At 51.5% G+C, this 20351-nt stretch carries 15 protein-coding genes; 9 read left to right on the forward strand and 6 right to left on the reverse strand.

Going from position 1 to position 20351, the window contains the following annotated elements; all coding sequences use genetic code 11:
• Positions 1-10: 10 nt before the first annotated feature.
• Positions 11-1099, forward strand: a complete 1089-nt coding sequence (locus ABDW36_RS21865) for a TlpA disulfide reductase family protein (RefSeq protein WP_343704057.1) — start codon at positions 11-13, stop codon at positions 1097-1099.
• Positions 1100-1254: 155 nt separating this feature from the next.
• Entirely contained in the window at positions 1255-2511 is a 1257-nt protein-coding gene (locus tag ABDW36_RS21870; RefSeq protein WP_343704058.1) for a hypothetical protein, read from the forward strand.
• 307 nt (positions 2512-2818) lie between these two features.
• Here the strand turns inward: ABDW36_RS21870 and ABDW36_RS21875 are convergent, their stop codons facing one another.
• Positions 2819-4885 (reverse strand): hypothetical protein, encoded by a 2067-nt coding sequence (locus ABDW36_RS21875; protein ID WP_343704059.1) that lies wholly within the window; start codon positions 4883-4885, stop codon positions 2819-2821.
• Between the two features lie 170 nt (positions 4886-5055).
• On the opposite strand from ABDW36_RS21875, the gene ABDW36_RS21880 reads away from it, so the two are divergent.
• From ABDW36_RS21880 to ABDW36_RS21890, 3 genes are all read left to right on the forward strand, one after another.
• The gene (locus ABDW36_RS21880; RefSeq protein ID WP_343704060.1) at positions 5056-5802 is read left to right on the forward strand and encodes an HNH endonuclease; all 747 of its coding nucleotides are present in this window, start codon (positions 5056-5058) and stop codon (positions 5800-5802) included.
• A 121-nt stretch (positions 5803-5923) separates the two neighbouring features.
• Positions 5924-7324, forward strand: a complete 1401-nt coding sequence (locus tag ABDW36_RS21885) for a DNA cytosine methyltransferase (RefSeq protein WP_343704061.1) — start codon at positions 5924-5926, stop codon at positions 7322-7324.
• Positions 7325-7381: 57 nt separating this feature from the next.
• On the forward strand, positions 7382-7936 hold the full coding sequence (locus tag ABDW36_RS21890; protein WP_343704062.1) for a hypothetical protein: 555 nt from the start codon (positions 7382-7384) through the stop codon (positions 7934-7936).
• Here ABDW36_RS21890 and ABDW36_RS21895 read toward each other — a convergent pair.
• Positions 7928-8368: a very short patch repair endonuclease gene (locus ABDW36_RS21895; RefSeq protein ID WP_343704063.1), complete on the reverse strand. Its 441-nt coding sequence runs from the start codon at positions 8366-8368 to the stop codon at positions 7928-7930. The two genes, ABDW36_RS21890 and ABDW36_RS21895, sit on opposite strands and share 9 nt — an antisense overlap.
• A gap of 76 nt (positions 8369-8444) precedes the next feature.
• On the opposite strand from ABDW36_RS21895, the gene ABDW36_RS21900 reads away from it, so the two are divergent.
• Together ABDW36_RS21900 and ABDW36_RS21905 are read left to right on the forward strand one after the other, a co-directional pair.
• Complete coding sequence (locus tag ABDW36_RS21900) at positions 8445-9188, forward strand: PmeII family type II restriction endonuclease (protein WP_343704064.1); 744 nt, start codon at positions 8445-8447, stop codon at positions 9186-9188.
• A 131-nt stretch (positions 9189-9319) separates the two neighbouring features.
• Positions 9320-10855, forward strand: coding sequence for a hypothetical protein (locus tag ABDW36_RS21905; RefSeq protein ID WP_343704065.1), 1536 nt, complete (start codon positions 9320-9322; stop codon positions 10853-10855).
• 5 nt (positions 10856-10860) lie between these two features.
• Here ABDW36_RS21905 and ABDW36_RS21910 read toward each other — a convergent pair whose 3' ends face one another.
• On the reverse strand, positions 10861-11361 hold the full coding sequence (locus ABDW36_RS21910) for a hypothetical protein (protein ID WP_343704066.1): 501 nt from the start codon (positions 11359-11361) through the stop codon (positions 10861-10863).
• Positions 11362-11832: 471 nt separating this feature from the next.
• On the opposite strand from ABDW36_RS21910, the gene ABDW36_RS21915 reads away from it, so the two are divergent.
• Both ABDW36_RS21915 and ABDW36_RS21920 read left to right on the forward strand, forming a co-directional pair.
• Entirely contained in the window at positions 11833-12198 is a 366-nt protein-coding gene (locus ABDW36_RS21915; protein WP_343704067.1) for a hypothetical protein, read from the forward strand.
• Positions 12199-12216: 18 nt separating this feature from the next.
• On the forward strand, positions 12217-13305 hold the full coding sequence (locus ABDW36_RS21920; RefSeq protein ID WP_343704068.1) for a hypothetical protein: 1089 nt from the start codon (positions 12217-12219) through the stop codon (positions 13303-13305).
• A gap of 91 nt (positions 13306-13396) precedes the next feature.
• On the opposite strand, the gene ABDW36_RS21925 is transcribed toward ABDW36_RS21920, so the two are convergent.
• Genes ABDW36_RS21925 through ABDW36_RS21935 form a run of 3 tightly spaced genes read right to left on the reverse strand, consistent with a single transcriptional unit; the run spans position 13397 to position 20328 of the window.
• Complete coding sequence (locus tag ABDW36_RS21925; protein WP_343704069.1) at positions 13397-14326, reverse strand: PorP/SprF family type IX secretion system membrane protein; 930 nt, start codon at positions 14324-14326, stop codon at positions 13397-13399.
• A gap of 20 nt (positions 14327-14346) precedes the next feature.
• The gene (locus tag ABDW36_RS21930) at positions 14347-19155 is read right to left on the reverse strand and encodes an Ig-like domain-containing protein (RefSeq protein ID WP_343704070.1); all 4809 of its coding nucleotides are present in this window, start codon (positions 19153-19155) and stop codon (positions 14347-14349) included.
• A gap of 9 nt (positions 19156-19164) precedes the next feature.
• A complete protein-coding gene (locus ABDW36_RS21935; protein ID WP_343704071.1) occupies positions 19165-20328 on the reverse strand; it encodes an ABC transporter substrate-binding protein in 1164 nt (387 codons plus the stop codon).
• Positions 20329-20351 lie beyond the last annotated feature (23 nt).

Genomic DNA, 20351 nt, shown 5'->3' on the forward strand with positions numbered 1-20351 from the left:
AACCTGATATATGAAAAGAACAAGCATTCTGATATGTTGCCTGGCCGCAGGCATGCCGCTGCTGAAGGCGCAAAGCGGTTACACCCTCAAAGGCCGCGTGGCCGGCGTGCAAGACCGCAAGGTATACCTGAGCTGGTCTGAAGGCAAAACCAACAAAACAGATTCCGTAGTGAGCAAAGACGGTACGTTTACTTTCCGCGGCCAGCTGAAAGGCGCTACCCTGCAGTTTCTGCGCGTAGAGGGCATCCGCCGCGGCTTCAGCTTCATGGCGGAAAACAAGCCGCTCACCTTCACGGCAGATACGGCCATGACCAACCCCGTGCTGAAAGGCTCCGCCACCCAGCCGCAGTGGGAGGAGTGGAACAAAACCTGGAACACCATTACCGCCAAAGCCGGCGGCCTGTACCAGGCCATTGACGCCGCCACCAAAGCCAAAGACACCGTAGCCCTCAACCAGGCCCGCAAAGGTTTTGAAAACCTCGACCTGGAGCTGGACTCCGCCGTTACCCAGCTGGTACGCCGCTACCCCGCATCTCCCGTGGCGCCGCTGGTGATCATTCACCGCTACATTGATTATCCCAACCCGGCCAAAGTGGAACGCCTCTACGCCATGCTGGCGCCCGCGGCCAAAAGCTCCATCTACGGCAAGGAGATCACCGAATACCAGCGCATTGCCTCCAAAACAGGCATCGGCGCCCGGCCGGATTTTACGTTGGCAGATACCAGCGGCAACCCGGTGAAACTCTCTTCCTATAAAGGCAAGTACGTACTGGTAGACTTCTGGGCCAGCTGGTGCGGCCCCTGCCGCAAAGAAAACCCCAACGTGGTGGCCGCCTACCAGCAATACCACGGCAAAGGTTTTGAAGTAATTGGCGTAACGCTGGATACCAAGAAAGACGCCTGGCTGGCCGCCATTGCCAAAGACGGCCTCACCTGGACGCATGTAGGAGACCTGGAAGGGTGGAAGAGCCCCATCGTAACCGACTATGGTATACGCGCCGTGCCTACCAACTTCCTGCTCGATCCTTCCGGGAAGGTGATCGCGAAAGACCTGAGGGAGAAAGCGCTGCAAGACAAGCTGGCGGCGATCTTTAAATAGCGCCCGGTCTGAAACCTCGATAGTTTGGAGGGAGCTGCCTTTTGGGGCGGCTCCTTTTTTTATGGTGTATATTTATGTACTATCGGACCAATTTAACGGCGTACCAATTAAAGCTAACGGAATCACGATATAATTAACTCCTCAAAAATTAAGTTATGTTAGCTAAAACATGTTTATCCCAATTGATTCTTGCTTGCATAGTAACAGTTGCCAACGCGCAGGTTGACCAGCAACGCGCCATGGAATATTTCAAAGAGGCCCAGGCGCTTTGTGAGCGGGATAATGGCCGTTTATGGGGCATTCCCATCTGCGGGCCAATGGTGGTCTTCGACATGCAGACAAAAACGATGGCTACCAGCAAGCCTGCACCGGATGGGACCAGGCCACGGCTTCTTGGTCTTGTGAATGCCCCCATTCAATGGGGCGGAGAAACATGGGGCGCCTATATCTGGAATGATGTTGCAACCAAGTCCCCCCGTGATAGAAAGGAGCTGCTATTGCACGAATTATTTCATGGCGTTCAGCCGCAGCTCAAATTGGGTGCGGCAGCAGCTACACCTGAACATCTTGATTCAAAAGAAGGCCGGTATTGGTTGAGACTGGAGTGGAAGGCGCTTGAGCAGGCGCTCCGTAGCTCCGGCAAGCAGCGAAAACAGGCTATTGGCGATGCCGTTGCATTTCGAAAGGCCCGGCACCTTCTTTTCCCGGCCAGCATCGAAGACGAAAGAGGACAGGAAATTACAGAAGGGCTTGCCGCCTATACCGCCACGGCACTGGTGGCGGATTCCGGTAGTGATGCTATTGCTGGTGCGCTTGATCTGCTGGTTAGTATTGAAAAGAGCGCTAAGGATGCCAGCTTCGTTCGCACATTCGCCTATTTCTCCGGCCCTGCCTACGGCCTGCTGCTCGATGCAGGCCTTCCTGACTGGAGAAAGCGGGTAAAAAATACGGACGATCTTGCCCTGCTCCTGGTGCAGGCACTAAAAATCCAGCCAAACCCTGAAGTCACTACAGCTGCTGCCAGGTACGGCGGCGCTGAAATTCTTTTATCCGAAGAGAAGAGGGAGCAAGACCGCAAGGCCCGTCTCGATGAATTGCGTAAGGCCTTTGTTGAGGGGCCGGCACTTTCGTTCCCCGGAGGCAGCCACAGTTTTGACAGCCGGGGGGCCGTTTCGCTGCAGGGAGCGGGAACGGTATATTTCGGGCCTTTCCGTGCCTCAGGCCCCTGGGGAAAGCTGGAAGCGGAGAAAGGAGTGCTGGTATCGAGTGACGGTAGTTACCGTTGTGTTGCGGCGCCAACTAAACTTGATGAATCTACTTATTCGGGAGACGGCTGGAAATTATCTCTGTCACCCGGATGGACCGTAAAAGAAGGTAAAAGAACGGGAAGCCTTGAGGTGGTGAAAAAGTAAGGCTTCCGGCAGCCCCCTTACTGGGAAATTGGTAACTAATGATCCCGAACGGGTATAATATCCTGAAGATATCGTCAAATTATACCCGTTCGGGTATATTATTGGTCTTTTTTGTATGAATCGTACCCGAAAGGGTATAATTTAAATGGCTGAAGTTTATAGATATAAGTTTTTTGAATAAACCAGTAAGGGATACCTACAATTCATTTATTTGGTCGGTATGCGCATCCAGCGTTTGCGGGAAATATTCCAGGTATTCAGGTATAGTTTTGGATACCAATATAGAATATAATCCCTGTTTTTTATTCTACTCCAGCCACACCATCTGCGTAAACGCCCCGTTCGCCGCCACATCCCACGCTTCTGCGCGTACCCACTTGCGGCCGGCCAGATTCACCGGCCAGCGGAAAGCCTGTTCCCCGAAAGCCTTCGTATGGCTGAGATCAAAACGCTCACGATATACTTTATGACCGTCTCCGGATACTATTTCCACAAAGTTCATCGGGAACGTCCACCGCAGGCGCATTTCAACAGTAGCTTTTCCGGCGCTGTTCAGCTGCAGCGTTTCCCCGCTTTCCTTGCCGTTTACGGTAAAAGCGGGCATCAGCACTTCCCCTGTAGATACAAAGAATTGCCCCTTGCGGAGCACGTCCAGCACGGATTGCCAGCCGTCTTCATAGCGCGGCAATTTGTCGATTTTGAGATAGTTCACATTGAGGTGGGCGTACATTTCGTTTTGCTCCGTGATGGTGAAAATGTCTGACTCCGCCAATACATACTTTTTCAGGCCCCAGTTGGCCATGTCATCCAGCAGGTGCAGCACGCGTTTGCTGAGGGTAGGCCAGGAGAGGTCTGCGGGGATGGCCTTCCAGGCCGCGCCCAGGTACGTGGGGGAATGGAAGAAGGCTTCGTCTTTATACCTGTCAGGAAAGCCGGTGGAGCCTTTTGTTCTGGCATGCGCCACCCAGGCCAGGCCTTTTTCCTGCTCCAGCAGCTGCAGCATCTCTTCCTTGTTGCCGATGTGGTATACTTTACCGTAGGTGGGGTGCTGTGAAACATATGGCTCACCTTCCTTGCGTGACATTACCCAGTACACCGGCTTCGGGAAAAACGCCAGCCAGTGCCCGCCGTAAAAGTTGTTGGCCTCTTCACCCGGCAGCAGCAAAAAGCCGGTGTCGGAGAGGCGCCGGGTTTGCGTGAACAAACTCTCCAGCTCCTTCAGTCGCAAACTGTCTGGCCCCTTCGGGTGGCCGGGGCCATGAAATTCCGCCAGCTTTACGATGTTGAGCCCGGCCTTTTTGAGCACTTCGGTAAACTCCGGTTTTTCCGGTATGGGCTGGCCGCTGAGGGCTACTTTGGTGATAAACTCGTTATGAAAATGGCTGGCCATGGTTTTATAGCCAGGCAACGGTGCATAGCTGTCGTTATACGTGAACTGCTTCACTTCATTGAGCGCGGCAGGGGCTTTGCCGGTGCTGATGAGGCAGAAGAAATTGAGGCGCTGCATGGTGCCCGGCGGTGCGTTGAACCAGGGAACATACCGGTGGTCTCCCTCAGGATCTTGCCGGATGCCGATGGCAAAGCCGGGTACCAGGTCCAGGTAGTTGGCGCCGCACCAGGTGAATTTCAGGTTAAAGGCCTCGTCAAGCGGGTAGAAGTACTGATGCGGCGCGGGGAACACGGCCAGGCTGCCGGCGTTGCTTTCACCTATCACTGTTCTGTATTTTACTTCCAGGTGCCGGCTTGGTTCCTGCGGACGCGCGGGGGCGTATTGCATAGCGCTTTTCACGTCAGACCAGGCTATTTGCTGCCAGGGGGTACCGGTTAGCCCGGCATCGTAGAGAATGGCGGTGGAATCCTGCTGTGTAGAGAGCACGGCCGCCACATTGAACAGCGGGCTGCCATTGTAAACGGTTACTTCCAGGTGGCCGCGGAAAAGCGGCGTGCTCACCTGGCCTATTTTTACCACGGTACGGGAACCGTTGGTAGATACGGCGGCGCTGCCCTTGGTGAATTTCACCAGCTCTGTGGTGTAGGGGCGCTTATACACGTTGTCAAAAAACACGTCCCAGCCGCCGCTCTTGGGGCTCAGGGTGCGCTTGCCGGTTCTTAGTACGAAAACCGGGTCTATGCCTTTGGCTACTTCTGTTTGCGCCTTGCCCAGGCGGATGCTGTGGAACAAGGGGGCATTGCCTTCCAGGTTCAGCACCATGCTGCCCTGGCCAGATGCGCCGGCGGGCCAGTTGATGGTGAGCAGGTTTTTATTGACGCGCACGGTAGCGCCGTTTTTTTTGAGGCCGCTCAGGTTTACGGGTGTCTGCGCGCTGAGGGCATGGCAATAGAGGGTTACGAATAGTAACAGGATTTTTTTCATCCGCTGGTTTTTAAGCGTGTTAATGTGTGTGGGTCGTGGACACCCCGGTTGATGCCTGAAAATAAGAAAAGCGGGTTAGATATCAAAGTGTTTCAACTGTGCTTAGAAATACGTCAAATAAAATAATGATATTTACAATGTTTTTGATAACCATTCGATCAGCATGAGTCATGAAAAATCCCAACTGGCGCAGAGATGAGCTTATTCTAGCGCTTGCTCTATATTTTTCCTCGGACAGGGGGCCCATAGACAAAAGAAACCCGAAGATTATAGCACTTAGCAATCTTTTGAGGAATATACCTTTTAATTTTAATGTAGCGGAGCCTGACAAATATAGGAACCCGGACGGAGTAGCTTATAAATTGCTCAACATTGCATGGCATGACCCCAATTACGTAGGCGGAATGCCTAACGGCTCAAAACTAGATAAGGCTATATTTAATGAATTTATTGATGACCAGATAACGCTGAAAGAGATCGCGACGGAAATAATAAAGATCATCACCAAACCCGAACTTCGGGCTGAGGTGGCTACCATTGAAGATGATGAAGAGATACAAAGCGATAGTGTGAAAGAGGGTAGTGTTTTGTACAAGTGGCATAAAAGTATTGAGCGTAATAGAAAGATCACTGAACGAAAGAAGAAGCAAGCTGTCCGTTTGTTTGGACGGTTGGCCTGTGAAGTTTGCGCATTTGATTTTTCGCACACTTATGGCCCTATTGGAGAAGGATTTATTGAATGTCATCATCGAATTCCATTGGCCCTGATTAAAGTGGAACGTGAGACAAAATTGGAAGATTTGGCATTGGTATGTAGCAACTGTCACAGAATGTTACATAGAAGGCCAGAGGTGCTAACCATAGATTATCTGAAAAAGATGCTGACGAATGCAAGTAGAAATGATATTAGTAAATGACCAGTGGTCACCTTGCATCAATCGCCTATTTTTAGGCATTCACACAATGTGGATAAATACACACCTTCTGTTTTTGGCTTATTGGGTATAAAAATTTAGTTTCGCTATCGAAACACGCAATATGCTCACGGTAAGTCAGGTCGCACAACAATTGAATTGTTCAGAACAATATATAAGAAAATTGGTCCGGGAAGGGAAAATAGAAGCGGAAAGAGTGGGGGGCTCTTGGATAGTTCCCGAAGAGGTAGTTGATGGATTAACCATTGAGGATATCAAAAAAGTGCAGCCTGGAAAGGTGCCTGACAGGGTGTCTACGCGGAAACGCTCAAAAACGAAATTGAACGTTCTGTCTTTTTTTTCAGGAGCTATGGGGCTGGACCTTGGCCTCGAAGCGGCAGGAATGAACGTTTTGTTAGCATGTGAGATCGATAATGCTACAAGAAAGACAATTGTGAAGAATGAAAAAGACATTGGGCTTATTGGTGACCTGCTCTCTTACGATGTCGAAGAAATATTGCAGTATGCTAATTTAGGCGCTGCGGAGGAGGTCGATGTAATTGTAGGTGGGCCTCCGTGTCAGGCTTTCAGTACTGCCGGCAAACGAATGGGTTTTCAAGACGAAAGGGGGAACGTTTTTTTAAAGTTTATAGATCTTATAAGAGCAATAAAACCCAAATATGTTGTCATAGAGAATGTCCGGGGATTAATGTCCGTGCCAATGACAATTGATGTGAAGGACAAGCTGACACAGCACATGGATATGAAACATCTTAATGGGTCCTCCTTGTATTTTGTGAAAAAGAAGCTTGAGTCAATAGGCTATAATATTACCTTTAATCTGTATAATTCCGCCAATTTTGGTGTTCCACAGATACGAGAGCGAGTGGTGATCATAGGGACCCTTGCTAAAATCCCTGTTCCCTACCTGACCCCCACACATGCAGAGAACGCAATGCCAGGGTTGAAACCTTGGGTCACCTTCCGGGAAGCAGTGTCTGGTTTGAATAATAAGAATGCGCACTTTGTCAAATTTCCGGAAAAGAGGCTTCAATACATCAGGCTATTGAAACCCGGTCAAAATTGGAGAGATCTTCCTCAGGACCTGCAGCCTTTGGCCATGGGTAATTCTTATTTTTTGGGTGGTGGCAAAACTGGATTTTACCGAAGATTGGCCTGGGACAGGCCGGCACCCACCCTCGTAACCCACCCGGCAATGCCAGCTACGGAACTTGCACATCCAACCGCAGACAGGCCGCTGTCTGTGGAAGAATACAAAAGGATACAACAGTTTCCAGATGAATGGAGCATTGAAGGCTCAATAATTGACCAATACAAGCAGATAGGGAATGCAGTCCCTGTTGGGCTGGGTAAGGCCATCGGGAAAGAGATCATGGACCATCATAAAGGGGTAGAGAAAAAAGTTATTGATGGGTTTCCCTATTCAAGATACAAGAAAACGTCTGATAAAGAATGGGAAGCAGATTTTTTGCTGAAAGCTAAGAAAATGGAAAACTGCATTTAGTTTAATTGGAATTTGGTTATCTTTATTAGGTAGCATTCCCTAATAATACAGATAACCATGTGTACTATACTTTATGATAAGGATGGTAACGAATTGGAGTACCATAATCTGCAAGATAAATTGCACTGGTGCAGAGAGGGTGAAAGTAAGGAGCAAGCTTTTGTGAGAAGATATGTTTCCCTTGGCTATAAAATGAATCCCGAAAAGGAAAGTAATGAATATGCTCCTGATCTGATTTCCACCACTAATGTGCTTACTGACCTCAAGTCCCAACATTCCCCTTTTTTCAAAGCGGGTGAGCGGTATGGCATTGATCCGAACTTTGCTGTTGTTTTTAATGTAAAAGACAAGGTACGTTATAAGAAGGAATACCCGGACATTGACATTCTGTATTACGTGGATTGGATCGCAGTACGCGCAAACATATACGGTAAATCTTACGAAGTACAGCCGTTAATAGGCGTGTACAGAATTTCCTTCCAGGATTTTTTGCCGATTCTTGATGGCGCGCCGGTACATGAGTATATTCAACGAAAAGGCGATCTACGTGGGAATGCAAAAGATAGCTATGTGCTTGATATAAGGGACCCAGCTTTTGAACGGTTACATTAGGTTGAGATGTATTTTTTTGACAACAAGGTCCATGCTTCCTTTTAGCTCATGCTCCCAAATCGTGATAACTTTATATCCGATGCTTTTGAGGGCATCTATTTTCTGCAGATCGCGCTGACGGTTCTTGTTGATCTTATTGACCCAATACTCCGTATTGTGTTTAGGTGGCTTCCAGCCACATTGTTGGCAGCCATGCCAATAGCAGCCATTAATAAAAATCGCGATCTTCCATTTGGTATAAGCAATGTCTGGCTTGCCTGGGAGTTCTTTTAGGTTCTTTCTGTAGCCCCTTAGGCCCACACTAAAAAGTGCCTTACGTAGTTGTACTTCGGGTTTGGTTTCTTTTGATTTAATGGCACTCATTACCTTGGAAACAGTCCCGTTTTTGGGTACTGGCGACCTCTTATCTCTTTTGTACTCTTTATTTGTCATTTATGTATGCTCTATAATGCTTATATTTACGGGGTAGTAGAAAAAGCATTCCTATATCCGAAAGATAAAGAATTTTATGGCAAAATTTGATCTGGCCCAGGTAACAGCGTATGTGGAGAAGCATATAGCAGCATTCCACAAAAGCCGGCTAACTAAAGTCGAAAGCATCAAGTTGAAGCAGGTGCTGAAAAGCAAAAACCCCTACTTGTACAAGGCAAAGAACGTTACGCAATCCCGGGATATTATTGAAAGTATCTTGAATGCCTTTATTTCTTCAAGTGAAGAAGGCATATTTGGTAATTGGCTGGAGCAGCTTGCTATTTATGTCAATGATATGGTCTACGAGGGAAGAAAGGCTGGGATAGACGGGATTGACCTTGACTTTGATAAAGATGGCAAACGTTATCTTGTTGCTATTAAGTCGGGACCAGCTTGGGGGAACGACAGTCAAGTCAAAAAATTGATCGATCAGTTTGATACTGCCAGAAAGCGTTTGGCAACATCAGGTTCACGGGTTGACACTATATGCGTAAATGGGTGTTGCTACGGCAAATCGAAACCAGAGACGGAATACAAAAAAGGGAACTATTACAAAATGTGCGGAGCTCGATTTTGGGAACTGATCTCAGGAGAAAAGGACCTGTACGTTAATCTTATAGAGCCTCTAGGAAAAGATGCTGATGAAATGGACCTTTTGTTTAGAACATCGTATGACAATCTTGTTAACCGATTAGATCGTGAATTCCTCATTGATTTTTGTAAGGAGAATGGGGCAATTGACTGGGAGAAACTAGTACGGTTCAATTCCTCTTGTGAGTAACGAAGAACTATCGAACGCCGTAGTTTGGTCTTGATTTTGGGGATTGAGCAACACAGAATTCCAATAGATAATCTTCACGCGAAAAATATTAGTTTTAGGCGAATGGCTCATGCTAAAAACTACAATTCCACATGAAACAACGAATACTGGCAATCCTTCTCTTGTCGATTTACCACCTCACGGCCTCTGGCCAGAAAAAACCGGATGAGATCAACTTCGTAAGGCAAGGCGTACAACGCATGATCTTTGAGGAAAACCAGTCCATCCCACTGGCCAGGCTGGAACCTGCCAACATCATCGGCATCTCCGCCATGCATCCCGCTCAGCATCGCCTTAAGAACCGGTCAGATATCACTATTGATAAAAACAGGCTGGTGCTCACCTCAAAGGAAAAGTCGGAAACGGCCATCTGGTTCGGCGGCTTCAACCCTTTTGCCACTTACACCATAGATTTGGACGCATTGTCTGGTGAAGGAGAGATCGGTTTTGAGTTTGCCGGTAACGGGGAGCAGGTGTTGATGACGGTGAACGTAAAGGATAATGTATTGAACGATGTGCAGTTCAAAACAAGCCTGGCAGCAGCTAAATCCATCATGGTAAAACAACAGGAGCCGGTGAACATCCGCGGCAAGATCATCCTGCAAATGCTCGGCAGCGGGCTTGTGCTGTATCATCATAGCACCGGTTTGCCGAAGGTGATAGGGCAGGTGGATTTCGATATGAACATGGACCTCCGCGCCAAAGACCGCATCCATACGTTCCAGTCCAATCTTTTCGTCCGCCTCACCAACGGTCAGGCCATTATCAACCGCGCGGACATGGCCCTCACCACCGGCATGGGCCTGGCAGACATACGGCCCATCACCTGTGAGAATGGTGATCCGTATCTTGACCAGGGCCGGTTGTGGTACACCATGTCCATCCGCGGGCGGGCGCTGCCCCATCACATCCAGGGCGTGTTCAGCATGAACCCGACGGTGTTTGATGTTAAGCTCGAAGGTATTATACTGTTTGACAGGAACGACGGGCTGCTGCGCAATGAGGTAGCCTCCCATATCTTTTACGACAGAAGGACGGCCACCTGGCGCGGCATCACTACCGGCTTCAGCGCCTATGCCAACCCCGGCAAGGAAAAGAAACAGCTGCTGGCCGTGGAAAGCAAAAGAGACCCCCGGTTTGGTTTTTCGGTGATGAACGCGGCGCCTTTCGGTGTAGTGGGAGATATTGAAGATCCACATATCCTGTATGATCAGGCCGCAAAGAAATGGCGCATCCTCACCTGTGTCAACCAGGACGGGTACAAGGCCGTTGTGCTGGAATCTGACCACTGGAACAAGGGATACAACCAGGTGGCCGGCCCGGTGAAGCATAATTCTACCGGTACTTCCATCACGAAGATCAACGGCCGGTATTATTGTTTCTCCGGCAGCTCGGAAAGGGAGATCTTCATCTACACTTATCCCGATCTCAAGGAAGCAGGCACGCTGAAAATGGACCTGCCGCCCTGGGACAGCACCGCCAATACAAGGGTATGGCCCAACGTGGTGCAAATGCCGGAAGGTTATCCGTTCAGGTTTGTTTCACTGATGATGGACCGGTACAACTATCCCGGTATGAAAGGGCCCAACTGGACGTATGGGGCTATTTATCTCTATCACGGGTATTAGACATCTTATTTGATGATCTCAAAAAAGCGTACACCGCGTACAAGGTCAGCGGGCGTACCGGTGGCAGCCTTTTCCCATTTCAATTCCCCGTTCAGCCATATTTTGGTCAGGAATACGGAAGAGCCCGGCCGCTGAAACTCGCAGGTAATGGTGTCTGTATCAGCATCGTTCCACTGGATGAGGGTTTGCGGGCGGGCTTCTTTCTCCATGTTGGGGAATATACGCAGCAGGTGCTCGTTTTTGGCCGCGTTCTCTACCAGTTGAAAATTCTTCGGAAGGTCGCGGGAAGAAGAGTAGACCGGTACCTTCTGGCCGTTGACGATATAGAACAGTGCTATTGTTGCAGCATCGTAAACGCCGGTTTGCGGGTTAAGCAGGTCTTTTCCCTGCGCGTCTGATACCTTGAGGGTAAGATCAGTATCTATCACCACAGGCCCGTCTTTTTTCTTGCAGGAGAAAAGGGCGGTGGCAAGCAGGCACAAGGGGAACAGGTATTTGGTTTTCATGAAGCAGCGGTTTCACACTGCGCAATGCAGCTATGGTAAAAGTATCGCTTTTTGTCACAGAAAATTGTTAAATAATCATTATGTGTTACAGGGCGGGCGTATTGCCTTGTGCCTCATTTTTTTAACACGGCATTAAAATACTTTCGTATATTCGTGACGTTAGATTAATATCGCTGCCAATAGAAGCGCCCAACGCTTTGTTGTGAGACAAATGAGCCCTATTCTTCATTCCTTCAACAGCAGCACCCGGTTTTCGTCATTTAAACACATCCGACACTAATTGCCCTCTGCGCAAAAGAGGGGAGCTACATCCGGCATTGCCCCAACGGGCGATCCACAACAGGCATTCCTGCAAGTGACTTGCCGTGCCGCCCGCATACATCAATACCGGGCGGGCTGATATATTATTGCCCGTACAAGCGGCTTAAAACAGAGTCAGGCTAATCATTTTGTTAACTAATAATTTTAACCATGCGTAAACATTCTATTCAGGTCACATCCATTTATTGCAACGCAACCTCTGAGTCAGGCATCACATCGGGAGATGAAGTATACCTGGTATGCCAGGCAGACGGCGGTTTGCCCATCCGCGTGCCAGGCAAGATCAATTCAAGCGAGAATATGAAGAAAGGAGACACCTGGAAGCTGGACAATCTCGTGCTCAACTTTGAATATGAGGTGCTGGTCACACTCTGGGACCACGACCTGAATTACGACCCCAACCTCGCCACCTACCTCCAAAGCAACGATTTCCAGCCGGGTACCGGCTCCGGCTCCAAACGCCTCTCCAACCGCAATGGGGCGGATTACACCATCTCGTATACTTACATTGACTAACACCAAAAAAAGATCATCATGAACGATACACTGAAAATACAGCTGGCCAATTATGTGAGCGCTTACCGGTCCATGCCTTCTCCGGCGCCTGCTGAACGCCCTTCCAACCCCGTATTGACAGAGAATGAAAAGAAGGTATTTATGGAAGCGGAGAAAGCCTGGGCAGCCTACAGCAGCTCTCCGGAAGGTAAAAAGGAGCTGGCGGCAGTAGAAAACATGGACTTGCCTGAGTTGCGTGCATATGTAGCCGGGTTGCCTGATAAACCGGTATTCAGCAAACTGATCAAATGGATCAGGTCGCTTGACTTGCCGGATAGCAGCTTTTCTATAGGCCTGTACGTGGAGGCGGAGCTGGTGATCGGCTTCTCCGGTACCCTAGGCGTTGCCGTTGGCGTGGGGAATTCCGCAGGCGCACAGTCTTGCGAATTTTTGTCTGTATCACTGGAGGTGGGCCTGCAAGCCGGGGCATTGGCAGGTGTGCAATTCGGGTTGTGGAACCAGGCGCCGGCTGAGCTTGAAGGGAACGCAACGGGCGTGGAGCTAGACTTGGGCATTGAATTTGAGATGAGCGGCGCGTTTTATTTTAACACCTCCGGCCTGCGGGGCGCCACCCTGACGTTGGGTGTGGGCGTGGAAGACGGCATAGCGGTGGTGGAATGTTATACCTTCATATTGGGAGACCAGGGCGCAGACCCCTATATTAAACCCGTGGTGCAACCCAGGAAGAGCAACTTCCTCATCATCGAAAGTTTAAAATGCGTGCATCCGTCCAATGACGGGGCAGGAGATGAGAACGAGATATATTTTATTTTCCAGGCAGACGGAGATACGGCGTATCCTTACCCCACGTACGATTATTTTTCTATGAAAGAAGGAGATACCTGGCAATGCGGCCGCTCCGTGTGGTTCAACTCCAGCGTAGCGGTAACAGTGTATGACGAAGACGGCACCAGTGGTAATGATGTGGTGGGCACGTTCAGCATCAGCCTCTCGCAGCTGAAGCTGGGCACGAGCGTTACCTTCAAAAGCACTAAAGATTATTCTTCCGGGTTTGATAAGGTGGAATATACGATCAATGTAAAGTTGATTGCCCAGAACGTTTCATAAAAAAGAACAATAGCATAAACTGTAAAAAAAGCCGGTCAGAAAAGTAGTCTTACTTTGGACCGGCCCTTTTTTTCAGTAAATATTCTGATTGTCAACGGAACAGGTGAACGGTAGCGCCCACTTCGAAAGCGCCGTCTACATAATTTTTGATACCGCCTGTCTGCGCGTTGTACAATGCCTGTACCTGCACGGCTTTCATGATGTTGAAGCCCAGGCCGGCAGTGACGCTTCCTGAGGAATGGTACATACCCATTACATTGGCTACGTTGTTGAGGAAGCCGATCTGTACGCCGGCATCCAGGATATTGTCATATCCTTTTACGCCACGGTAGCTTACTTTGGGCTCAATGCGGCTGATGGCGCCGGGTAATGTAAACCGGTAGGAGGCTGCGGTGAAGAACACGCCGCCGCCGTTCACGCCCAGGTCTTTCCCGGTAAACAGGGCCCGTACGTTGGGAATGGCGGCCTGGAGGGCCCACGGCCCGTCTGTATAAGCCATGCCATATTCCGCTTCAAAATAATCGTCCCGCCGGTTAAAGGCTCCCAGAGAAGGGTCTGTTGCATCCCCGTCTACATGCTCATAATTCAGGCGCTGCACATTGAACACGAATGAAATCCCGAAATGCAAACGCTGGCCGCGGGCGCCCAGGGGCAGGTGATACGCATAAGTAAGTCCTATGCGGGTGCGGTTGATCAGGCCCGCCTGGTCATTGAACACATTGACGCCTGCGCCAACCCTGTTGGTCATTGCGCCGTCTGCCGTGAAGAAGGCGGTTTTAGGCGCCCCTTCCATGCCGCTCCACTGGCGGCGGTAGGCTGCGTTTACGTGCATGCCGGTGTCTATGCCGGCCATGGCTGGGTTGGCAAGGTACTGGTTCTGGTACCATTGCGTGCCGGAAGGCTGCAGCAATGCAGGCGCTTCTCCAAGGCTTTGCGCCTGCGCCTGGTGAACGCATGCTGCTGAAAACAGCAGCATGCAGAAGGTGCGTATATATAACGGTGTTGTGATAAGTCTTTTCATTTTGCTGAACATTTAATGGATTATTTACTGTCCCGTACAATGGTGATGTATCCCTTGGCCATGGCTGCTCCGCCGTTGATGGTCAGGATATAATAGTAGGTGCCTTCCGCCAGCGGGCTGCCGTTGACGGTGCCGTCCCACTCGTTGCTGTAATTCCTGCGCTGGTACACCAGGCGGCCGGAGCGGTCAAATATTTTCACCTCATTGTTCGGATAGCTGTCCAGGTTGCGGACCACCCAGCGGTCGTTCCGCCCGTCTCCGTTCGGTGTGAGTATATTGGTGGCGTCTACTTTAAAGTCGTTCACCACGGCTATGCTGATGCTGCCGGCGCCGGTGCAGCCGGCGGCGTTGGCGGCAGTCACCTCATAAGTAATGTTGTCCTGCGGCCTTACTTCCAGTACGGCGCTTTGCCGCCCGCTGATAATACCGGGTGCGTCCGCCCATTGGTAGGTAGTGCCGCCGGAAGCGGTGAGCCTGACCACGTCCCCCTTGGATACGCTGGTACCTTTATCGCTGGTGATGCTGATGGCCGGCGGGCTGGTGAGCGTGATGGTGAAGCTGCGGCGCAGGGTGTCTGTTCCGCCGTTAACGGTGCCGCCGTCATCTTTGATAGTAACGGTAACGGTTATATTGCCCGCCGCGGTGCCGGGTTTCAGCCGGTAGCTCAACAGGCTGGAGGCGTTAACGGTCAGCAGGTCAAATACATCCTGGCTGGCAGTGGCCGCAATGGTATACGTTTGCGCCGGTTCTACAGCAGATGCGCCGGTTAGCTGAACAGTGTGCGTTTCCGTATCAGGGCAGTGGCTTATGTTCCCAATCGGGTCCAGGGTGGGCGCCTGGTTCACGCGGTTGACCTGTACGGTTACCGGCACAGGCGCGCTGGTATTCAGGCCGTCACTTACAATAATGCTGACGGTAACGGTAGTGCCGCCCAGCGGGCCCAGCAGGTTTACATCTTTTACGCGCAGCATGCCGGTGCCGGTAATTTCAAGGGCGCCGCCGGAGCCGTCTGCGGCAATGGCCCAGTTCTGCAGGGCATCTGTACCTGCAGTGGCCGCTACCTGGCCTATTTCAGTGCCGGCAGGGCTGTACTGGTTCACGGTGAAGCTTTGCCCGGTATTGATCACGGGGGCGGTGGCATCGTAGGTGAAGGAAATGGTATTGGAAGCATCATTGCCGTTACCTGCAATGTTTTCCGCAACATCTGCCGGCAGGGTTGCGCTCACGGCGCCGTCTGCCGCCGGGGTAATGGTAGCGGTGTAAGTAATGTTGTCTGTGGTTTGCAGGCTGGAAGCAGCGCCGTTGGTAACGGCAATGTCTGTGGCCAGCAGGCTGGTCACTGCTTCGCTGAAGCTAAGGGTGATGGTTACCGGCGTATTTACCCGGCCGGTGGCGGAAGCGGTGAGCGTAACGGCGGGGCGGCGGGTGTTTACAAACACGCCGCTGGTACTGCCGGGGTTATTCAGCGCCAGCGCTGCATTGTTGCCCGCTGCGTCTTGTATGGTGCCGCCATTCAGCGCCAGTGTGGCGCCTATGCTGATGCCGTCCATGTCAAGGTCTCCGTTCTGCACGGTGTAGCGGAAAGTGAGGGCGCTGGTGCCGGAACCGCCGGTATAGCCTGCTGGCACGGAAGCTGTGCCAATGGTAATACCGATGGCCGGTGAGCCGCCTGCCGTGTTCACCGTTACGTTCTCGTTAAAATGTATGGTGAAGTCAAGCGTTTCGCCAGTGCTGTAATAGCCATTGGCTGGTACATCTACCGCGGTAACCGCCGGTGCGGCGCCATCGTACGTATAGGAGATTACGTTAGACGCCTGGTTGCCGTTCTGGCCGGCGTTTTGGGCTGCATTAGCCGGTATGCTGATGTTGACGGTTCCATCTGCTACCGGCGTTACCAATACCGTATAGGAGATGTTATCTGCAGTCTGCAGATTGTTCAGGGTAGCGTTGGTAACGGTAAAATCCGTGACGGTAAGGCCGGTTACCGCTTCGCTGAAGGTGGCGGTGAGTGTAAACGGTGCGTTGGGAGACGGCGTGCCGGAAAGTATAACTGTAGGAACAATAGCGTTCACGAGAACATTGTTTGTATTGCCAACGCTATTTAACGTGAGCGCCGCAGTGTTTCCTGCAGCATCTCTTAGTGAGCCGCCGTTCAGCGCCAGGTTGCTGCCGATGGTAATGCCGTTCATATCCAGGTCTCCATTCTGCACCGTGTAGGAGAAGGTCAGGGCATCAGTACCTGTGCCACCGGTATAGAGGGCCTGTACAGTGGTAGCGCCAATGGTTACCGGCAGGGAAGAGGTGCCAGTCACCAATACATCCTCAGTATAATTGACAATGAAGTTCAGCGCATCGCCGGCGGAGTAAATGCCGTCGGCGGGTACACTTACCGAGCTTAGGGCAGGGGGCGTGCCGTCATACGTAAGGTTGAGCGTATTGGAGGCCAGGTTACCGTTTTTCCCGCTGTTTTGCGCAATGTTGGCAGGTAAGGATATGGAGACCGCACCATCGGCAGGTGGTGCTGCGGTTACGGTGTAGGTCGTGTTGTCTGCTGTATATAAACCGCTCAGGCCGGCATTAGTAGTTATAAAGTCGTTTATCGTAAAGCCGGTGACTGCTTCACTGAAAGTAACCGTGACCGTAAACTGCTGGTTCACGAGAGAGGCGGCGGTGGTAGACAGGGTGACGGAGGGAGATGCTGTGTTCACGAATACGTTGCTGGTAGGCATTACATTCTGCAACGCCGGCTGAACATTGTTCCCGGCCGCATCCCGTATGGTGCCGCCGTTCAATACAATATTGTTTCCCAGTGCAATACCATCCATATCCATATCTCCCGCCTGAACGGTGTAGGAAAATACATGCGTGCCGGTGCCGGAGCCGCTTTGGTAGGCGGCATGTACCGTAGCGCTGCCAAGTATCAGCTCCAGGTAAGGCGTGCCCCCGGAGGTGTTTACCGTGAGGTTTTCGTTGTACTTTACGGTAAAGCTAAGTACGCCTCCCGCATTGTAGTAGCCGTTGGCAGGTACGCCCACGCTGGTTACGGCGGGGGCTGTAAGGTCTATGGTCCAGCTATGAGAAGCGGGTGTGGGGTCTACGTTGCCGGCAGCGTCCCGCGCCCTTACGGAGAAGGTATGCAGGCCTTCGCTTAGACCCGTAAAAGTACGCGGGTTGGCTACGGGTGAAAAAGGGCTGCCATCCAGCTGCGCTTCAAACGTGGCGGCGGGATCGTCAGAATTAAATGTGAAAGTAGCAGTGGCGCTGCTCGTAAGGGCAGGAGGCCCGGAAACAATGGTAGTGCCGGGCGGCGTGGCATCCAGCGTGATCTGGTCCTGCAGCAGGGTTATATTACCCGCGGCATCGCGCAGCTGCATGTATACCGTCTTGAGCCCGTCTCCGGCGGTGAGCGTCCATGCGCTGCTGGCAGCTAGGGGTACAAAGGCGCTCCAGGTGGTATTGTCATTGGAAAATCTCATCGTATAGGCGGGGGCGGTACCGTCTGCAGTAATGGCAAGCGTTACATCAGGGTCATTGGTGGCAGCCGCGCCGCCGTTAACAGATAAGGTACCGGCAGGCGCCGTTTTGTCTATGGTGTACACCTCACCGAGGGCGTAAGGAGCATTGCTCACAACATTACTCATGCCAACGCCGGTTACATCCAGGCGCAGCTGGCCGCTGCCTGTGCCGGTATTGACGGTAACGGTATATGTGGTACTGTTCACAGCAGTTACGCCCGCCACGCTGGCGCCTGTAATACCGCCGGAGGCGAATAGGGAAAACGCGGAAGCTGTGACGTCACTGGCCGCCCCGCTGAAGGTAACGGTGAACTGTACGGTGGGGGTGTTGGTAGGGGTGGTGCCGGCTCTGGCCGAGCCGGTTACGGCAATACCCGGAGGGCTGAGTTTTACGAAGCGGCCGCCGGTGGTTGAGCTGCCGTCTCCGATAAATACTTCTCCCTTCCTGTTGACGGCGAGGCCCCAGGGCCTTGCCAGCCCGTCTATGCTCAGGTTATCCAGCAGCAGCTCTCCCGTGGGTTGGGTAAAGTCTGCCCGTTTTACCACACGGTAAGTAGCACCCACTTGTTCAGTGGTGTAAAAATTGCCGTTCCTGTCAACGGCCAGGGCGGTATAGTACCCGCCGGAGGCCAGTATATCATGCGTGCTATAACCTCCTGCGGCATTTATCCGGATAATTTGTCCGCCGTTATTTTCATGAAGGTCAAGCACATAATAGTTTCCTGCGGCGTCCATTACTACTCCCCAGGGCCAGGATGATGTTGCTCCGGGATGTACGGTTATAGGAAGCGTGAGCCAGGTGCCGGCCTGGTCTTCTTGTCCCGGTTGGAGAGATCTTATGCGGTACCTGTCTGGTGAAAAAAGATACTCCAATGCCAGTAATGTGTTAGCGCTTCCCTGTCCGAGCGCCGAAAACCAGGCGCCGCTTTGTATCACCTCGTCTGCATAGGTGCCGCCCGGCCCGGGTGTCAGCCTGATGATCTCCCAATTGTTGGCCGGGTTCGGGTTGGTTACAAACACCACTCCGTTATCATTGACAGTAATTCCCCAGGGTAGGGCACCGGGCCCCGAGGCCAACCCGTCATAGATGACGGTAGGCGTACCCGCGCCATTGATGTATTTGGCTATTTCATAACTGGCGCCGTTGTAGCGCACCACGTAAACATTGTCGTTTTTATCACAGGCTACCGCGGAGTAATATCCCCCGGTTTCCAGGATAGTTTCAGTGTATTGCGCGCTGGCCGTAGTGCCCAGCAGGCAGCTGAATGTAAACAGTAGGAGTAATCTGGTGTACTTGGTAAAAATTTGCTGCATGGTATGTTTTTAAATACAGAGAAAGGGGTTCTGCCAGCCGGATACACTGTCGTTGTGTATTTCTTCCAGCTCTTTTGCATCGAAGCGCATGCCCTTTCCCCGGTCAAGAATGATCTTGTGTATGTTGTGACCCCGTGTTGTGATCTTGATAATGTTGGGGGTGGATAACGCAAAGCCGGAAACAGGGTAGAAGTTCTTTTCACCGCAGGGGCCGTTGATGATGCCATTGCGTAATTGCTGCTTCACCGTGTCCCAGTCTTTTTTTTGCGCATGGGGAAGCACTTCCTTCCATATCAGGCCTGCTTCATAACCCATCAATGCATAAATGTTGGCGGGCTGTTGCGCCACCTGTTCAAATTGCCGGACAAACTGCCGGTTCACCTTGTTCTCGTCTTCCCGCATCCATAAGCTGGAGGTATATACTTCGAGGTCTGTATGCCTGACATCATCCAGTATGTCATCATAGGCCATCGTTTCATGTACCAGCAGCGGTATTTTTTTATGAAAGCCGCTGGCCATCCATTGCTGGAAAAAGAGCCGGCCCATGCTGCCGCAGAATACGGCATACACATAGGGTGGGGGATCTTTTGCGAGCGACGCAAAAAAAGCGCCCAGCTCCATCTTGTACGGATCGTTTTCGTCAAAAGGCAGTACTGTCAGCTTCAGTGCTGTTCCGCCTGCGGAAATGGTGCCCTGGCGGAAGGTGCTCGAAAAGTGATAGCCTGCTTCGTACACAGGCATGATCATATGGCCGCCGTTGCCGAACGTGGCTTGTGCCCAGCGGCCCAATGCGTACTGTGATTGCCATAACTGGTGGGAAGCATAAAACACATCAGGGCTCAGGTACGGGAAATGCGGTACATATTCCCCCAGGTCAAAAAAGAAAGCCGGCCGCCGCTCTTTTTCAACAAGTGGTATAATGCCCGGCGCAGCTTTGTAGCTGATAAGGCCAGACAGGATATCCACCCGGTTGAAAAAGAGCAGCTTGCGGGCAGCGGCTTCCGTAGTTTTCATACCGCCCATCTCCGTGTACTCCTGTACAAATTGAACAGTGGTCTGTCGCGCAGGGTCAAGCCCCATGCCCAGCAGCCAACCTGTAAAGAGGTGCGGAGCGTAGTATGGATAAATGCCGGAATAGGGGCTCAGAAAGCCAACAGTAAGGGCAGGAGCCATGAAGTAGTGATCTTGTTGACGTG

The organism is Chitinophaga sp. (assembly GCF_039596455.1).
Lineage (GTDB): Bacteria > Bacteroidota > Bacteroidia > Chitinophagales > Chitinophagaceae > Chitinophaga.